12 protein-coding genes are annotated in these 14622 nt (G+C 69.4%); 6 read left to right on the forward strand and 6 right to left on the reverse strand.

Annotation, left to right across the window (positions count from 1 at the left end; all coding sequences use genetic code 11):
• The first annotated feature begins 41 nt into the window (after positions 1-41).
• Positions 42-215: a hypothetical protein gene (locus Q5762_RS05975; protein WP_315890900.1), complete on the forward strand. Its 174-nt coding sequence runs from the start codon at positions 42-44 to the stop codon at positions 213-215.
• A gap of 117 nt (positions 216-332) precedes the next feature.
• On the opposite strand, the gene dnaE is transcribed toward Q5762_RS05975, so the two are convergent.
• Positions 333-3872: a DNA polymerase III subunit alpha gene (gene dnaE, locus Q5762_RS05980; RefSeq protein ID WP_315890901.1), complete on the reverse strand. Its 3540-nt coding sequence runs from the start codon at positions 3870-3872 to the stop codon at positions 333-335.
• A gap of 177 nt (positions 3873-4049) precedes the next feature.
• Here dnaE and Q5762_RS05985 point away from each other — a divergent pair, with 177 nt between their 5' ends.
• The 5 genes from Q5762_RS05985 (at position 4050) to Q5762_RS06005 (ending at position 10103) form a co-directional block, all read left to right on the forward strand.
• Entirely contained in the window at positions 4050-5375 is a 1326-nt protein-coding gene (locus Q5762_RS05985; RefSeq protein ID WP_315890902.1) for a DUF2252 domain-containing protein, read from the forward strand.
• A 62-nt stretch (positions 5376-5437) separates the two neighbouring features.
• Positions 5438-6124, forward strand: a complete 687-nt coding sequence (locus Q5762_RS05990; protein WP_315890903.1) for a hypothetical protein — start codon at positions 5438-5440, stop codon at positions 6122-6124.
• 62 nt (positions 6125-6186) lie between these two features.
• Positions 6187-7002 carry a DsbA family protein gene (locus tag Q5762_RS05995; protein WP_315890904.1) on the forward strand — a complete coding sequence of 272 codons (816 nt, stop codon included), beginning with the start codon at positions 6187-6189 and terminating at the stop codon, positions 7000-7002.
• Positions 7003-7161: 159 nt separating this feature from the next.
• Entirely contained in the window at positions 7162-8811 is a 1650-nt protein-coding gene (locus tag Q5762_RS06000) for an alkaline phosphatase D family protein (RefSeq protein ID WP_315890905.1), read from the forward strand.
• Between the two features lie 326 nt (positions 8812-9137).
• The gene (locus Q5762_RS06005; protein WP_315890906.1) at positions 9138-10103 is read left to right on the forward strand and encodes a zinc metalloprotease; all 966 of its coding nucleotides are present in this window, start codon (positions 9138-9140) and stop codon (positions 10101-10103) included.
• 60 nt (positions 10104-10163) lie between these two features.
• On the opposite strand, the gene Q5762_RS06010 is transcribed toward Q5762_RS06005, so the two are convergent.
• From Q5762_RS06010 to lspA, 5 genes are all read right to left on the reverse strand, one after another.
• Positions 10164-10742 carry a dienelactone hydrolase family protein gene (locus tag Q5762_RS06010; RefSeq protein WP_315890907.1) on the reverse strand — a complete coding sequence of 193 codons (579 nt, stop codon included), beginning with the start codon at positions 10740-10742 and terminating at the stop codon, positions 10164-10166.
• A 28-nt stretch (positions 10743-10770) separates the two neighbouring features.
• Positions 10771-12357, reverse strand: coding sequence for a Na+/H+ antiporter (locus Q5762_RS06015; protein ID WP_315890908.1), 1587 nt, complete (start codon positions 12355-12357; stop codon positions 10771-10773).
• A 146-nt stretch (positions 12358-12503) separates the two neighbouring features.
• The gene (locus Q5762_RS06020) at positions 12504-12983 is read right to left on the reverse strand and encodes a GNAT family N-acetyltransferase (RefSeq protein ID WP_315890909.1); all 480 of its coding nucleotides are present in this window, start codon (positions 12981-12983) and stop codon (positions 12504-12506) included.
• Positions 12980-13921, reverse strand: a complete 942-nt coding sequence (locus Q5762_RS06025) for an RluA family pseudouridine synthase (RefSeq protein WP_315890910.1) — start codon at positions 13919-13921, stop codon at positions 12980-12982. The genes Q5762_RS06020 and Q5762_RS06025 overlap by 4 nt, the downstream gene beginning before the upstream one ends.
• 29 nt (positions 13922-13950) lie before the next feature.
• Positions 13951-14583, reverse strand: coding sequence for a signal peptidase II (lspA, locus tag Q5762_RS06030; RefSeq protein ID WP_315890911.1), 633 nt, complete (start codon positions 14581-14583; stop codon positions 13951-13953).
• Between the last annotated feature and the right edge of the window lie 39 nt (positions 14584-14622).

The raw sequence follows: 14622 nt of genomic DNA on the forward strand, positions 1-14622 counted from the left end.
CAGCGGCCCTGGCCCCGAGTTCCCCATGAGGAGGCATCACCATGGCCAAGAATCGGAAGCAGAACCGTGAGCAGCAGAAGTCGTCGCCGGCCGAGCGCGGCGCCCAGCAGGCGCAGCAGTCGTCGATGGAGTCGCAGGCCGAGCAGCGCGCCTCGCAGGTGACTCCCGGTGACATGGCCCGCAAGGGTCGGCAGAAGCGCTTCGGTCACAACTGACCGCGCGTAACCCCGGAAGGGGCGCACCCGTGACGACGGGCGCGCCCCTTCCGCGCGTGGCTGTACGAAGCCGGAAGCCGAGGCGGCTGCGGCTGTACGAGGCCGGGACCCGGCCCGCTACCCCGCCAGGCAGGACGGACCGAGCAGCACCTTCAGGTCGCCGAAGAGCGCCGGATCCGCCTGGACCCGGTGCCGGTCGAGCCGCAGGACGGTCGTCTTACGCGGGCCCTGGAGCTTGATCCGTACCTCGGTGTTGCCCTTGTGGTGCCCGAGGATCTCGCCGAGCCGGGTGATCATCGGCGGCGTGACCTTCACCGTCGGGATGGTCAGGATGACGGGCGCGTTGGTCCCGGCGTTCGACACGTCGGGGACCATCAGCTCCATGGCGACAAGCCGGGGCACGTCCTCGCGCTTGTCGAGACGGCCCTTGACGAAGACGACCGTGTCCTCGACGAGCTGGGTGGAGACCAGCTGGTACGTGGCCGGGAAGAACATGCACTCGATGGAACCGGCGAGGTCCTCGACGGTGGCGATGGCCCAGGCGTTGCCCTGCTTGGTCATCTTGCGCTGGAGGCCGGAGATGATGCCGCCGATGGTGACGACCGCGCCGTCCGCGTGCTCGCCGCCGGTCAGCTGGGAGATCGCCGCGTCCGACTTGTCGGACAGGATGTGCTCGATGCCGAAGAGCGGGTGGTCGGAGACGTAGAGGCCGAGCATCTCGCGCTCCTGGGCGAGCAGGTACGACTTCTCCCACTCGACGTCGGAGAACTCCACGTCCAGGCCGAAGCCGGGCTCGTCGCTCGTCTCCTCGCCCATGCCGCCGAAGAGGTCGAACTGCCCCTCGGCCTCCTTGCGCTTCACCGCGACCACGTTGTCGATCATCGGCTCGTGGTGGGCGACCAGGCTCTTGCGGGTGTGGCCCATCTCGTCGAAGGCGCCGGCCTTGATCAGCGACTCGATGGTCCGCTTGTTGCAGACGACCGCCTCGACCTTGTCGAGGAAGTCCGGGAACGTGGAGTACTTCCCCTTCGCCTTGCGCGACTTGATGACCGACTCGACGACGTTGGTACCGACGTTACGGACGGCGGAGAGGCCGAAGAGGATCACGTCGTCGCCCTGGGCGGCGAAGTTCGACTCGGACTCGTTGACGTTCGGCGGCAGGACCTTGATGCCCATGCGGCGGCACTCGTTCAGATAGACCGCGGACTTGTCCTTGTCGTCCTTGACCGAGGTCAGCAGTCCGGCCATGTACTCGGCCGGGTAGTTCGCCTTGAGGTAGGCGGTCCAGTAGGAGACCAGGCCGTACGCGGCGGAGTGCGCCTTGTTGAAGGCGTAGCCGGCGAACGGGACCAGCACGTCCCAGAGCGCCTGGATGGCTTCGTCGCTGTAGTCCCTCTTCCGGGCGCCCTCCTGGAAGATGGTGAAGTTCTTCGCCAGCTCGTCGGGCTTCTTCTTGCCCATCACGCGGCGGAGGATGTCGGCCTCGCCGAGGGAGTACCCGGCGATGATCTGGGCGGCCTTCTGCACCTGCTCCTGGTAGACGATGAGGCCGTAGGTGACCGCGAGCACCTCTTCGAGCGGCTTCTCCAGCTCCGGGTGGATCGGTGTGATCTCCTGCTGCTTGTTCTTGCGCAGCGCGTAGTTCGTGTGCGAGTTCATGCCCATCGGGCCCGGCCGGTACAGGGCGGACACGGCGGAGATGTCTTCGAAGTTGTCGGGCTTCATCAGCCGCAGCAGCGAACGCATGGGTCCGCCGTCGAACTGGAAGACGCCGAGGGTGTCACCGCGCTGGAGCAGTTCGAAGGTCTTCGGGTCGTCCAGCGGCAGGGCGAGGAGGTCGAGGTCGATGCCCTTGTTGGCCTTCACCATCTTGACGGCGTCGTCCATGATCGTGAGGTTCCTGAGGCCCAGGAAGTCCATCTTGATCAGGCCGAGCGACTCGCACTGGGGGTAGTCCCACTGCGTGATGGTCACGCCGTCCGTGTGCCGCACCCAGATCGGGGCGTGGTCGACGATCGGCTCGCTGGACATGATCACGCCGGCCGCGTGCACACCCATCTGCCGGACCAGGCCCTCGACGCCCCGGGCGGTGTCGATGACCTTCTTGACGTCCGGCTCGTTCTCGTACATCGCGCGGATCTCGCCCGCCTCGCTGTAGCGCGGGTGCGAGGGGTCGGTGATGCCGTTGAGGTCGATGCCCTTGCCGAGGACGTCGGCGGGCATGGCCTTGGTGAGCCGGTCACCCATGGCGTAGGGGTAGCCGAGGACGCGCGCGGAGTCCTTGATCGCGTTCTTCGCCTTGATCTTGCCGTACGTGCCGATCATGGCGACCTTGTCGGAGCCGTACTTCTCCGTCACGTACCGGATCACCTCGACGCGCCGACGCTCGTCGAAGTCGATGTCGACATCGGGCATCGAGATGCGCTCGGGGTTGAGGAAGCGCTCGAAGATCAGTCCGTGCGGGATCGGGTCGAGGTCGGTGATGCCCATGGCGTACGCGACGATCGAGCCGGCCGCGGAGCCTCGGCCGGGGCCCACCGCGATGCCCTGCTTCTTCGCCCACATGATGAAGTCGGCGACGACGAGGAAGTAGCCGGGGAAGCCCATCGAGATGATCGTGTCCATCTCGTACTCGACCTGCTTCATGCGGTCGTCGGGAATGCCCCCGGGGAAGCGGCGGTGCATGCCCCGCATGGTCTCCTCGCGGAACCAGGTGACGTCGGTGTACCCCTCCGGGATGTCGAACTTCGGCATGAGGTTCTTCTCGACGAACATGCCCTCGGTGCTGACCTGCTCGGCGACCAGAAGGGTGTTGCGGCACCCCTCCTGCCAGGCGTCCGAGGAGTCGATGGCGTACATCTCGTCCGTGGACTTGAGGTAGTAGCCGGTGCCGTCGAAGCGGAAGCGGTCCGGGTCGGAGAGGTTCTTGCCGGTCTGGATGCAGAGCAGAGCGTCGTGCGCCATCGACTCGTGCGCGTAGGTGTAGTGCGAGTCGTTGGTGACCAGCGGCGGGATGCCGAGCTTCTTGCCGATCTCCAGGAGCCCGTCGCGGACCCGGCGCTCGATCTCGATGCCGTGGTCCATCAGCTCCAGGAAGTACCGGTCTTTGCCGAAGATGTCCTGGTACTCGGAGGCGGACTTGAGGGCCTCGTCGAACTGGCCGAGGCGCAGCCGGGTCTGCAGCTCTCCGGAGGGACAGCCGGTGGAGGCGATCAGGCCCTCGGACCACTGGGAGATGGTCTCCTTGTCCATCCGGGGCCACTTCTGGAGCCAGCCCTCGGCGTAGGCGTCGGAGGAGAGCTTGAAGAGGTTGTGCAGTCCGGTGCTGTTCGCCGCCCAGATCGTCTTGTGGGTGTAACCACCGGAGCCGGAGACGTCGTCCCGCTTCTGGTGCGGCTGGCCCCACTGGATCTTCCGCTTGTTCCGCCGGGACTCGGGGGCGACGTACGCCTCGATGCCGATGATCGGCGTGACCCCGGCCTTCTTGGCCGAGTGGAAGAAGTCGTACGCCCCGTGCAGGTTGCCGTGGTCGGACATCGCGATATGGGTCATACCCATCTCGTTGCACGCGTTGAACATGTCCTTGAGCCGCGCGGCACCGTCCAGCAGCGAGTACTGGGTGTGTACGTGAAGGTGCGTGAAGGGCGGCTTGGTCACGGCGGAAGGCCTCCGGAAACGAGAGACGACAGGCTGCGGACAGTCTGGGGGGACAGCGTGGAAGTCTACGTCGGCGGACTGACAGAGGTGGGGCACTCAGGGGTACGGTCGCGCGTTGGGAGACACAGAACGCCTGTCCCAATTGTCATGCAGTCTCGCGCCCAGGAGGCACTCTCGATGTCGGTCCCCCAGCCCACCGCCGCCGAGCGCGGTGAGCAGATTCTCGCCGTCTTCGACACCGCCTTCGGAGAGCTCCTCGCCGCCGACCCGGCCGCCTTCCGCGTGAAGTTCCGGAAGATGGCCGGCTCCGCCTTCGCCTTCTACCGGGGCGCGGCGGGCCTCTTCTACGCCGACCTGGAGCAGGAGCAGCACGCCGGACCGTACCTGGACGAGCGGACCGGCCGGGTCTGGATCCACGGCGATCTGCACGCCGAGAACTTCGGCACGTACATGGACGCCAACGGCCGGCTGATCTTCAACGTCAACGACTTCGACGAGGCGTACGTCGGCCCCTTCACCTGGGACCTGAAGCGGCTCTCCGCCTCGCTCGCGCTGATCGGCTACACGAAGGCGCTCAGTGACGAGCAGATCACCGAGCTGGTGCGGATCTACGCCGCCGCCTACCGGGAGCGGATCCACGCCCTGGCGACCGGCGCCAAGAACGACGAGGTGCCGCCGTTCACACTGGACACGGCCGAGGGCCCGCTCCTGGACGCCCTGCGCGTCGCCCGCTCGCTGACCCGCTTCGGGCTCCTCGACTCGATGACCGAGATCCGTGAGTTCGAGCGCCGTTTCTCGTCGGGCGGCGGCTCCATCGAGCTGGACGCGGCGACGCGCTACAAGGTCCTTGCAGCCTTCGACGGCTATCTGGAGACCCTGCCGGAGTCCTCGCTCGCGCGCCCCGACTCGTACCGGGTCAAGGACGTCGTCGGGCGGCGCGGGATCGGCATCGGCTCGGCCGGTCTCCCGTCGTACAACATCCTTCTGGAGGGCAACAGCGACGCCCTGGAGAACGATGTCGTGATCTACATGAAGCAGGCGCAGACGCCGGCGGTTTCGCGCCATGTGACGGACGCGGCGGTACGGGGGTACTTCCAGCACGAGGGCCACCGCACGGTCATCTCCCAGCGGGCCCTGCAGGCGCACGCGGACCCGTGGCTGGGCTGGACGGAGCTGGACGGCTCCGGGCAGCTGGTCGCCGAGGTCTCGCCGTACGCGGTGGACCTGGACTGGTCGGACATCGACGACCTGGAGGAGATCGCGGCGACCGTGGCCGACCTCGGGCGGGCGACGGCGACGATGCACGCGGCGGCCGACGACTCCAGCGGCCACTCCCTGGTGCCGTTCTCGACGGAGCGGGCCATCGACGCGGCGATCGCGGCCGACGAGGAGGGCTTCGCGGACCTGCTGGTCGACTTCGCCCACAGCTACGGGGCACGCGCGCGTGCGGACCACCAGATCTTCGTGGACCTGTTCCGCAACGGCCGGATCCCGGGCCTGTAGACCAGGCTCACAGCTCGCCCTTAAGGGCCCCTTACAGGAAGGCATGGCACACTTTTCAGGCTATGGACATATCGGGGAAGCGGCTCAGGGGGCTGCGGGCGGCACTCTTCACGGCACTGGTCGTGACGCTGTCCGCCGGCTCGCATGTGCTGCTGTCCCAGGTGCCACTGCCGCTGCTGACCGTGGGGCTGCTCTCGGCCGGCGTCTTCGCCGTCGCGTACGCGCTGGCCGGCCGGGAGCGCGGCTTCGGCCCGATCGCCGGGCTGCTCGTCCCGCTGGAGCTGGCCGCCGACACGATCTTCACCGCCGGGCAGGCGGTCTGTTACGGACCCTCCGGCGGCCCCGTCACCGGCTCGCTGCGCGCGGTGGGCGTGGACGTGCTGTGCGGTGGCGCCGTCGGCACCCCGCTGCCGGGCGTCGCCGCGCCGGAGACCGGGACCGCGGCCGCGCTGCTCAGCTCCCCCGCCCCGGCACTGCCGTGGCTGCTGCTCGCCGCCCATGTGTCGGTCGGGCTGTTCGCGGCGGCCTGGCTGCGGCACGGCGAGCGGGCGCTCGCCCGGCTGGTCGGCGCCGTCGCCGCCCTCGCGTTCCGGCCGCTGCTGCTCGTCGCCGCGTTCTTCGGCGCGCCCCGCCCGGTCTCCGGGCGCCCGGGCCGCCCCACGGACGGGCCGCGCCCGTCCCGTACCCGCCTTCTCGTGCACTCCGTCGGACGGCGGGGACCGCCGCGCTCGGGCTACGCCCTCGCCTGAGCACCGCAGTCCCCTTTCCTTTCGCCCGGTCCGGGCATTCGACCTTCACGGAGAACACGACCATGAGCGCACGCAACAACCAGGCCAACAAGGCAGCCGCCCGCGAGCGGCTGCGCGTCGAGCGCGAACGCCAGGCCAAGAAGGAGAAGGCGCGCCGCCAGGTGACCGTCGCCGTCTCCGCGGTCGCCGTCCTGGCGGTCGCCGGCGGCATCGGCTACGCCGTCGTCCAGTCCAACCAGCCGACGCAGTGGGAGGCGGCGGCCAAGGAAACGAAGATCACCGCGCCCGAGAACACCGAGGGCACGAACGGCACGACGGTCGTCGTCGGCAAGCCGGCCGCCAAGAAGACCCTGGAGCTCTACGAGGACTCGCGCTGCCCGGTGTGCGCGCGGTTCGAGCAGCAGGTGGGCTCGACGGTCGACAAGGACGTCGAGGCCGGCAAGTACAAGATCAAGTACGTCGGTGCCACCTTCATCGACAACTCCGACCAGGGCGAGGGCTCGAAGAACGCCCTGTCGGCCCTGGGCGCGGCCCTGGACGTGAGCCCCGAGGCGTTCCTGAAGTACAAGGCGGCGCTCTACTCCGCGGAGTTCCACCCGGAGGAGAGCAAGGACGAGTTCGCCAAGGACTCCTACCTTCTGAAGGTCGCGGACTCCGTCCCGGCGCTGAAGGGGAACGCGGAGTTCAAGAAGAACGTGGAGAACGGCACCTTCGACGCCTGGGCGATGAAGATGTCGGAGACGTTCGACAAGAGCGGGGTCACGGGCACGCCGACGCTGAAGATGGACGGCAAGACCCTGACGGTCCAGGGCAGCCAGAACCCGCCGCTGACGGTCGAGGAGTTCAACGCGGCTCTCACCCCGGCACTGAAGGGCTGACCGCCCGGCGCGAGGTCGTCTGAGGCACGGGTCCGTGGGAGTCCGACTCCCACGGACCCGCCCCGTTTGTCCCGGCGAGGAGAACCGCCGGGCGACGAGTGGGCGAACTTTCCGGATTCGCCCGCCTGTTCGTCATACTGGTCGGTAATCTGACTGCCCGTGACCAGTCGACACATATCCCACGCCCCCACGCGCCGTACCGTCGTGAAGGCCGCCGCCGTCACGGCCGTCGCCGCCCCTGCCCTGGTGGGCGCCGCCTCCCCCGCGTTCGCGGGCGCCGAGCCCCCCGCGTTCCTGCACGGCGTCGCCTCCGGCGACCCGCTGCCCGACGGCGTCCTGCTCTGGACGCGCGTCACCCCCTCCTCCGACGCCACGCCCGGCTCGGGCAAGGGCCCGGCCGTCGAGGTCCGTTGGGAGATCGCCGAGGACCGCGCCTTCACCCGGACCGCGGCCCAGGGCGCCGCCACCGCGACCGCCGCCACCGACCACACGGTGAAGGTGGACGTCCGGGGCCTGCGCCCGGCGACCCCGTACTGGTTCCGCTTCACCGCGGGCGAGACCGTCTCCCCCGTCGGCCGCACCCGCACCACCCCGACCGCCGACGCCACCACCCCGGGCGTCCGCTTCGGCGTGGTCTCCTGCTCCAACTGGGAGGCCGGCCACTTCTCCGCGTACCGCCACCTGGCCGCCCGCACGGACCTGGACGCGATCCTCCATCTCGGCGACTACATCTACGAGTACGCGTCCGGCTCCTACCCCACGGCGCCGTACACCGTGCGGCAGCACGAGCCCAAGCACGAGATCGTCTCGCTCGCCGACTACCGGCTGCGGCACGCCACGTACAAGACGGACGCCGACCTCCAGGCGCTGCACGCCACCCACCCGATGATCGCGATCTGGGACGACCACGAGGTCGCCAACGACACCTGGTCGGGCGGCGCGGAGAACCACACGCCGGGCGCCGAGGGCGACTGGGCGGCCCGGGTCGCGGCGGCCAAGCAGGCGTACTTCGAGTGGATGCCGGTCCGCGCCTCGACCGAGGGCACGGTCTACCGGCGGCTGCGCTTCGGCAAGCTGGCCGATCTGCACCTGCTCGACCTGCGCTCCTTCCGCTCCCAGCAGTCGTCCGTCGGCAACGGCGCGGTCGACGACCCGGAGCGTACGATCACCGGCCGCGCCCAGCTGGACTGGCTGAAGTCCGGGCTCGCGGGCTCGGACGCGACCTGGAAGCTGGTCGGCACCTCGGTGATGATCTCGCCGGTCGCCTTCGGCGCGCTGCCGGCCCACCTCCTCGCCCCGCTCGCCGAGTTGCTCGGTCTGCCCAAGGAGGGGCTCGCGGTCAACGTCGACCAGTGGGACGGCTACACGGACGACCGCAAGGAGCTGCTCGCGCACCTGACCCAGCGGTCGATCCGGAACACCGTCTTCCTGACCGGTGACATCCACATGGCCTGGGCCAACGACGTGCCGGTGAAGGCGGCGACGTACCCGCTGTCGCAGTCGGCCGCGACCGAGTTCGTGGTGACCTCTGTGACCTCGGACACCGTCTCCGACCTGCTGCACGTGCCGCCGGGCACGGTCTCCGTGGTGGCGTCCGGCGCGATCAAGGCCGCCAACCGCCATGTGAAGTGGGTGGACATGGACCACCACGGCTACGGCGTCCTCGACGTCACCACCGCCGCCACGCAGATGGACTACTACACCGTCTCCGACCGCACGAAGCCGGACGCCACGACCGCGTGGCAGCGCTCGTACCGGACGAAGAGCGGAACGCAGAAGATCGAGCGGGTGTACCAGCCGGTGCGATGAGATGACCGCGTGGTCGATTTTCGGCCATGATCCCTTCTGTTAACGGGAGATCACATCGCTACGACGGGTGGTGGGTTCGGGTGGCCGAAACCGGACACACCACCCGTCTGCGTCACCCGGCTTGTTACGTCGGCATCTCAAACTCCGGAACGGACCGGATTTTTTCTTCCCGATGCCCTGATTTACACCATGAATGATTGGGCCTGATCAATGCTCAACAAGGTCTGACATGGACCCGTAATCTCCCCGCCGTGGCGAGGAAGTACCTCTCCACAACCCCCCGCGAGGAGTCACCTGTGCGTGCTCTTGTTCGTATATCGCCGCGTATGTCACGTCGTATGCTCGGCACCGCCGTGTTGGCCGGAACCCTGGCCCTGGCACCCCTCTCCGCCCCGTCGGCGGCCCCGGCAGCCACCACCTCCGCCGCCGGCGTCTCCGCCGAGGAGTGCGTGGAGGAGGCGGACGCCCAGTCCGCCGCCCGCAAGTCCCGCGGCGCCGACACCCAGGCCGGCGAGCCCAACGAGGTCTCCGCGGCCCAGGCCAAGGCCATGGACGCGGACCTGAAGAAGAGACTGGAATCGGTTCGCGCCAGTGGCATGAACTCCACCGCCGCCGTGGTGAACATCCCCGTCTACTTCCACGTCGTCCACAGCGGTACCGCGGGCAAGCTGAGCGCCACGGACATCAACAACCAGATGGCGGTCCTCAACGCGGCCTTCGGCGGCCAGGGCACCGGCAACGTGAACACCAACTTCCAGTTCACGCTCGCCGAGACCGACTACACGGACAACGCCACCTGGTACAACCTGGCATCCGGCTCCACGGCCGAGAAGCAGATGAAGCAGACCCTCCGCAAGGGCGGCGCCGGCGCGCTGAACGTCTACACCGCGAAGCTCAGCGGCGGTCTGCTCGGCTGGGCGACCTTCCCGTCCTCGTACAACTCCAACCCGTCCATGGACGGTGTCGTCGTCCTCGACTCCTCGCTGCCGGGCGGCTCCGCGGCCAACTACAACGAGGGCGACACCTCCACCCACGAGGTCGGCCACTGGCTGGGGCTTTACCACACGTTCCAGGGCGGCTGCAACGGCAACGGCGACTACGTCAGCGACACCCCCGCCGAGAAGAGCCCGGCCTACGAGTGCCCGGTCGGACGTGACAGCTGCGCGTCCAAGCCCGGTGTGGACCCCATCAAGAACTTCATGGACTACACCTACGACGCGTGCATGACGCAGTTCACCATCGGCCAGGTCACGCGGATGACCGACATGTGGACCGCGTACCGCGCCGGCTGACAACCCCTCGGCTGAGTTAGGGCGCGGCGGGAGAGCCCCCGCCGCGCCCTTCCGCGCGTCCTACAGATCGTCCAGGAACGCCAGCGCGACATTCCAGGTCCGCTCGGCCGCGTCCTCGTCCCAGTCCGGCAGGTCCGGGTCGGTGAAGAGGTGCCCGGCTCCCGGGTAGCGGTAGACCTCCACATCGGCCCCCGCCTTCCCCATCTGGAGATACCAGGACGTCAGCCAGTCGTGCGGCTCGAAGGGGTCCGGGTCGGCGAGGTGCAGCTGTACGGGAAGGTCGTCGGCGGACGCGTTCTCCGCGATGTCCGAGGTGCCGTGCAGCAGGAGCAGCCCGCGCGCCTTGTCGTCCCCGAGGGCGAGGGTCTGAGCGACCGAGGCGCCGAAGGAGAAGCCCGCGTAGACCAGACCCCGTTCCGAGTACGGGGCGGCGGCCAGGACCGCCCGCTTCAGCAGCTCGTCCTTGCCGATCTCCTCCTGGAGCGCCATGCCCGCCTCCACGGTGTCGGCGGTCCGGCCCCCGAACAGGTCGGGCACGTGCACCTGATGTCCGGCGGCCCGCAGGCGTTCGGCCGCGGCCTCCACCGCCGGACGCGGACCGTAGGTCGAGTGGAAGAGCATGATGTCCATACGGTCCATCCTGCCAGCCGCCCGCGCCGCCCTACGGTCACCTCAAGCTGCGCACGTCCAGCTGGCGCAGCACCCGGTCCACCACCTCGGGGTCGGCCCCGTGCTCGCTGCGCGCCGCGAGCACCTCGTGCCGCGCGGCCGACATCATCTCGCGCTGGATCCGCTGGACGGCCTTGAGCCGTCCGGCCCGCTCGGCGAAGGCCGCCCGCCGTTCCTCGTCCACCATGTCCGGGCTGATCCGCGCCCCGATGTCGTACGCCCCGCGCTGGAGCCGTTCCTGGACCTCCTCCGGCAGCTCCTCGACGTCCTCGATCTCCTTCAGCCGCCGCTTGGCCGCCTTGGCCGCGCGGACCGCGAGCTCCCGCTCCAGGGCGCGCTCGGCGTCCGTGTCGGCCCGTACACCGAGCCGCTTGACCAGCCAGGGCAGGGTGAGCCCCTGGAGCAGGAGTGTGGTCATGATCACGCAGAAGGCGATGAAGACGATCTCGTCCCGGCCGGGGAACGGCGATCCGTCGTCCGTACGCAGCGGAATGGCGAGCGCGAGCGCCACGGAGGCCACCCCGCGCATCCCGGACCACCACATGACGACGGTCTCCCGCCAGCTCACCGGGATCTCCTCGTCGTAGTCGCGGCGGGTGTGCAGCCGCTTGGCCAGCCAGGTGGCGGGCAGCAGCCACAGCAGCCGTACGACGATCACGACACCGGCCACGGCGGCGCCCCAGCCGAGCATCTCGCCGAGCTGGTCCTCGGCGGTGCCGAAGACGTTGTGGAGCTCCAGGCCGATGAGTCCGAAGGCGATGCCGGTGACCAGGGTGTCGACGATCTGCCAGAAGGTCTGGCCGGCGAGCCGGCCCATCACGTCGTCGGCGTCGAGGGCGTTCTCCGCCAGGTAGAGCGCGACGACGAGGACGGCGAGGACGCCGGAGCCCTTCATCTCCTCGGCGAGGACGTAGGCGACGAAGGGGACGAGGAGGGTGAGCCCGGTCTGCAGGGTGGCCTCGCCGAGGAGGCCCATGAGCTTGTTGCTGACCCAGCCCAGGACGAGACCGACGGCGATGGCGACGACGGCGGAGAGGACGAGTTCGAGACCCGCGCCCTCCCAGCTGAAGCTGCCGCCGACGGCCGCGCCGATCGCCACGTGGTAGAGGACGATCGCGGTGACGTCGTTGAAGAGCCCCTCGCCCTCCAGGATCGAGACGAGCCGGCGCGGCAGCCCGAGCGAGCCGGCCACGGCGGTCGCGGCGACCGGGTCGGGCGGCGCGACGAGCGCGCCCAGGGCGACGGCGGCGGCGAGCGGGAGCGCGGGCACGAGCGCGGTCGCCGTGGCGGCGACGGCGGCCGTGGTGACGAAGACCAGGGCGACGGCGAGCAGGAAGATGGGCCGCCGGTTGGCCGCGAACTGCCGCCAGGAGGTGCGCTGCACGGAGGCGTAGAGCAGCGGCGGGAGGACGAGCGGAAGGATGTACTCGGGCGGGATGTCGACGTTCGGTACGAAGGGCAGGAAGGCCAGCACGATCCCGATGACGGTCATGAGCACGGGGGCCGGCAACCCGAGCCGGTCCCCGAGCGGCACGGTGACCACCGCACCGAGCAACAGCAGGAACAACAGGGCCAATTGATCCACGGGGTGCCCTCAGGTCGACGATCGGACCTCAACCCTGCCACGGGAGGGGGCAAATCATCCTTCTTGTGGGCATACGTTCCGCAGGGGATGGGGGTCCCCCCTTGCTCGAGCGAAGCCGAGAGCTTGGGGGAGGGTCGGCCCTGTGGCTAAAGAACCCGCCGCATCGCGCGATGCGGGATCCCCGCGTCCGGGAACTCCGGCCCGTACACCTCGTACCCGAGCCGCTCGTAGAAACCGAGCGCATGGGTCTGGGCGTGCAGATCCACCGCCGCGAGGCCACGCCCCCGCGCCGCGTCCTCGATCGCGCGGACGAGCGCCGCACCGACCCCGAGACCGCGCGCCGCCCTGGAGACCGCGAGCCGCCCCAGCGAACCGACGGAGGCGTCCGCTCCGGTCTTGCCGACCGCGTCGGCCCCGTGCAGCAGTCGGCCGGTGCCCAGCGGCAGCCCGTCCTCGCGCAGGGCGAGGACGTGCACGGCCGTCTCGTCGTACGTGTCGTACTCCAGCTCCTGCGGCACGTTCTGCTCGACGACGAAGACCTCGCGGCGCACCGCGAAACAGGCCTCCCGGTCCTCGGCCCCGACCGCCTCCCGGAGGACGTACCCGGTGCCGGCGTCCGCGCTCACGCGCTCTCCGCCTCGATCCGGTCCAGCGCGTTCTGCAGGTCCGCCGGGTACGTGGACGCGAACTCGACCCAGCTCCCGTCCGACGGGTGCTCGAAGCCGAGCCGCACGGCGTGCAGCCACTGCCGGGTCAGGCCGAGCCGCTTGGCCATCGTCGGGTCCGCCCCGTAGGTGAGGTCCCCGACGCAGGGGTGGCGGTGGGCCGACATGTGCACGCGGATCTGGTGCGTACGGCCGGTCTCCAGCTTGATGTCGAGCAGCGAGGCCGCGCGGTACGCCTCGATCAGGTCGTAGTGCGTGACCGACGGCTTGCCCTCGGCCGTCACGGCCCACTTGTAGTCGTGGTTGGGGTGGCGCCCGATCGGCGCGTCGATCGTGCCGCTCATCGGGTCCGGGTGGCCCTGGACCAGCGCGTGGTAGCGCTTGTCGACGACCCGCTCCTTGAACTGCGCCTTGAGCAGCGTGTACGCCCGCTCCGACTTGGCGACGACCATGAGCCCCGACGTACCGACGTCGAGCCGGTGCACGATGCCCTGGCGCTCGGCGGCACCGGAGGTGGAGATGCGGTACCCGGCGGCGGCGAGGCCGCCGATGACCGTGGTCCCGGTCCAGCCGGGGCTCGGGTGCGCGGCGACCCCGACCGGCTTCATGATCACGACGATGTCGTCGTCGTCATGGACGATCTCCATGCCCTCGACCGGCTCGGCCACGATCTGCACCGGCGCCGCCGCCCCGGGCATCTCGACCTCCAGCCACGCGCCGCCGCTCACCCGCTCGGACTTGCCGACCACGGCGCCGTCGACCTGGACCCTCCCGGAGGCGGCCAGCTCGGCCGCCTTCGTACGGGAGAACCCGAACATACGGGCGATTGCGGCGTCGACGCGCTCGCCCTCCAGGCCATCGGGAACGGGCAGCGTGCGGATCTCGGGACTCATACTCACTCGTCGAGTATGCCTTGTGCCGGGAGTGGTCAGTCCTTGTGGACGGTGCCGTCGGGGTCCAGGCCCCGGAAGGACAGGATCACGATGAGGAAGCCGCCGCAGACGATCGCCGAGTCCGCGAGGTTGAAGACGGCGAAGTTCGCGGGGGCGATGAAGTCGACGACCGCGCCCTCGAAGACGCCGGGCGAGCGGAAGATCCGGTCGGTCAGGTTGCCGAGTGCACCGCCGAGCAGCAGCCCGAGCGCGATCGCCCACCAGGTGCTGTAGAGCTTGCGCGCGAGCCGGATGATCACCACGATCACGACGGCCGCGATGCAGGTGAAGACGATCGTGAAGGCCTCGCCCATGCCGAAGGCGGCGCCCGGGTTCCGGAGCGCCTCGAACCTCAGCAGGTCGCCGATCACCTGGATCGGCTCGTGGCCCTCCAGCTTGGCGACCACGAGCATCTTGCTGCCGAGGTCGATCAGATACGCGACGAGCGCGACCACGAGCAGCGCGAAGATCTTGCGCTTGCCCTTGGGCCGCTCGGCGGGAGCCTGGGCCTCGACCTCGGCCTCTCCGCCCGAGCCGCCGACGCCGTCCACGCCGTCGGCGCGGTCCGCGCCTTCAGCGCCGTCAGCGTCCGAATCCGGCGTACCGATGATGCGCTCCGCCTCTGCCACGTGAGTCCCTCAACCTAGGTGCCTGACTGTGCACGAGGG

The organism is Streptomyces sp. P9(2023) (assembly GCF_032436795.1).
Classification (GTDB): Bacteria; Actinomycetota; Actinomycetes; order Streptomycetales; family Streptomycetaceae; genus Streptomyces.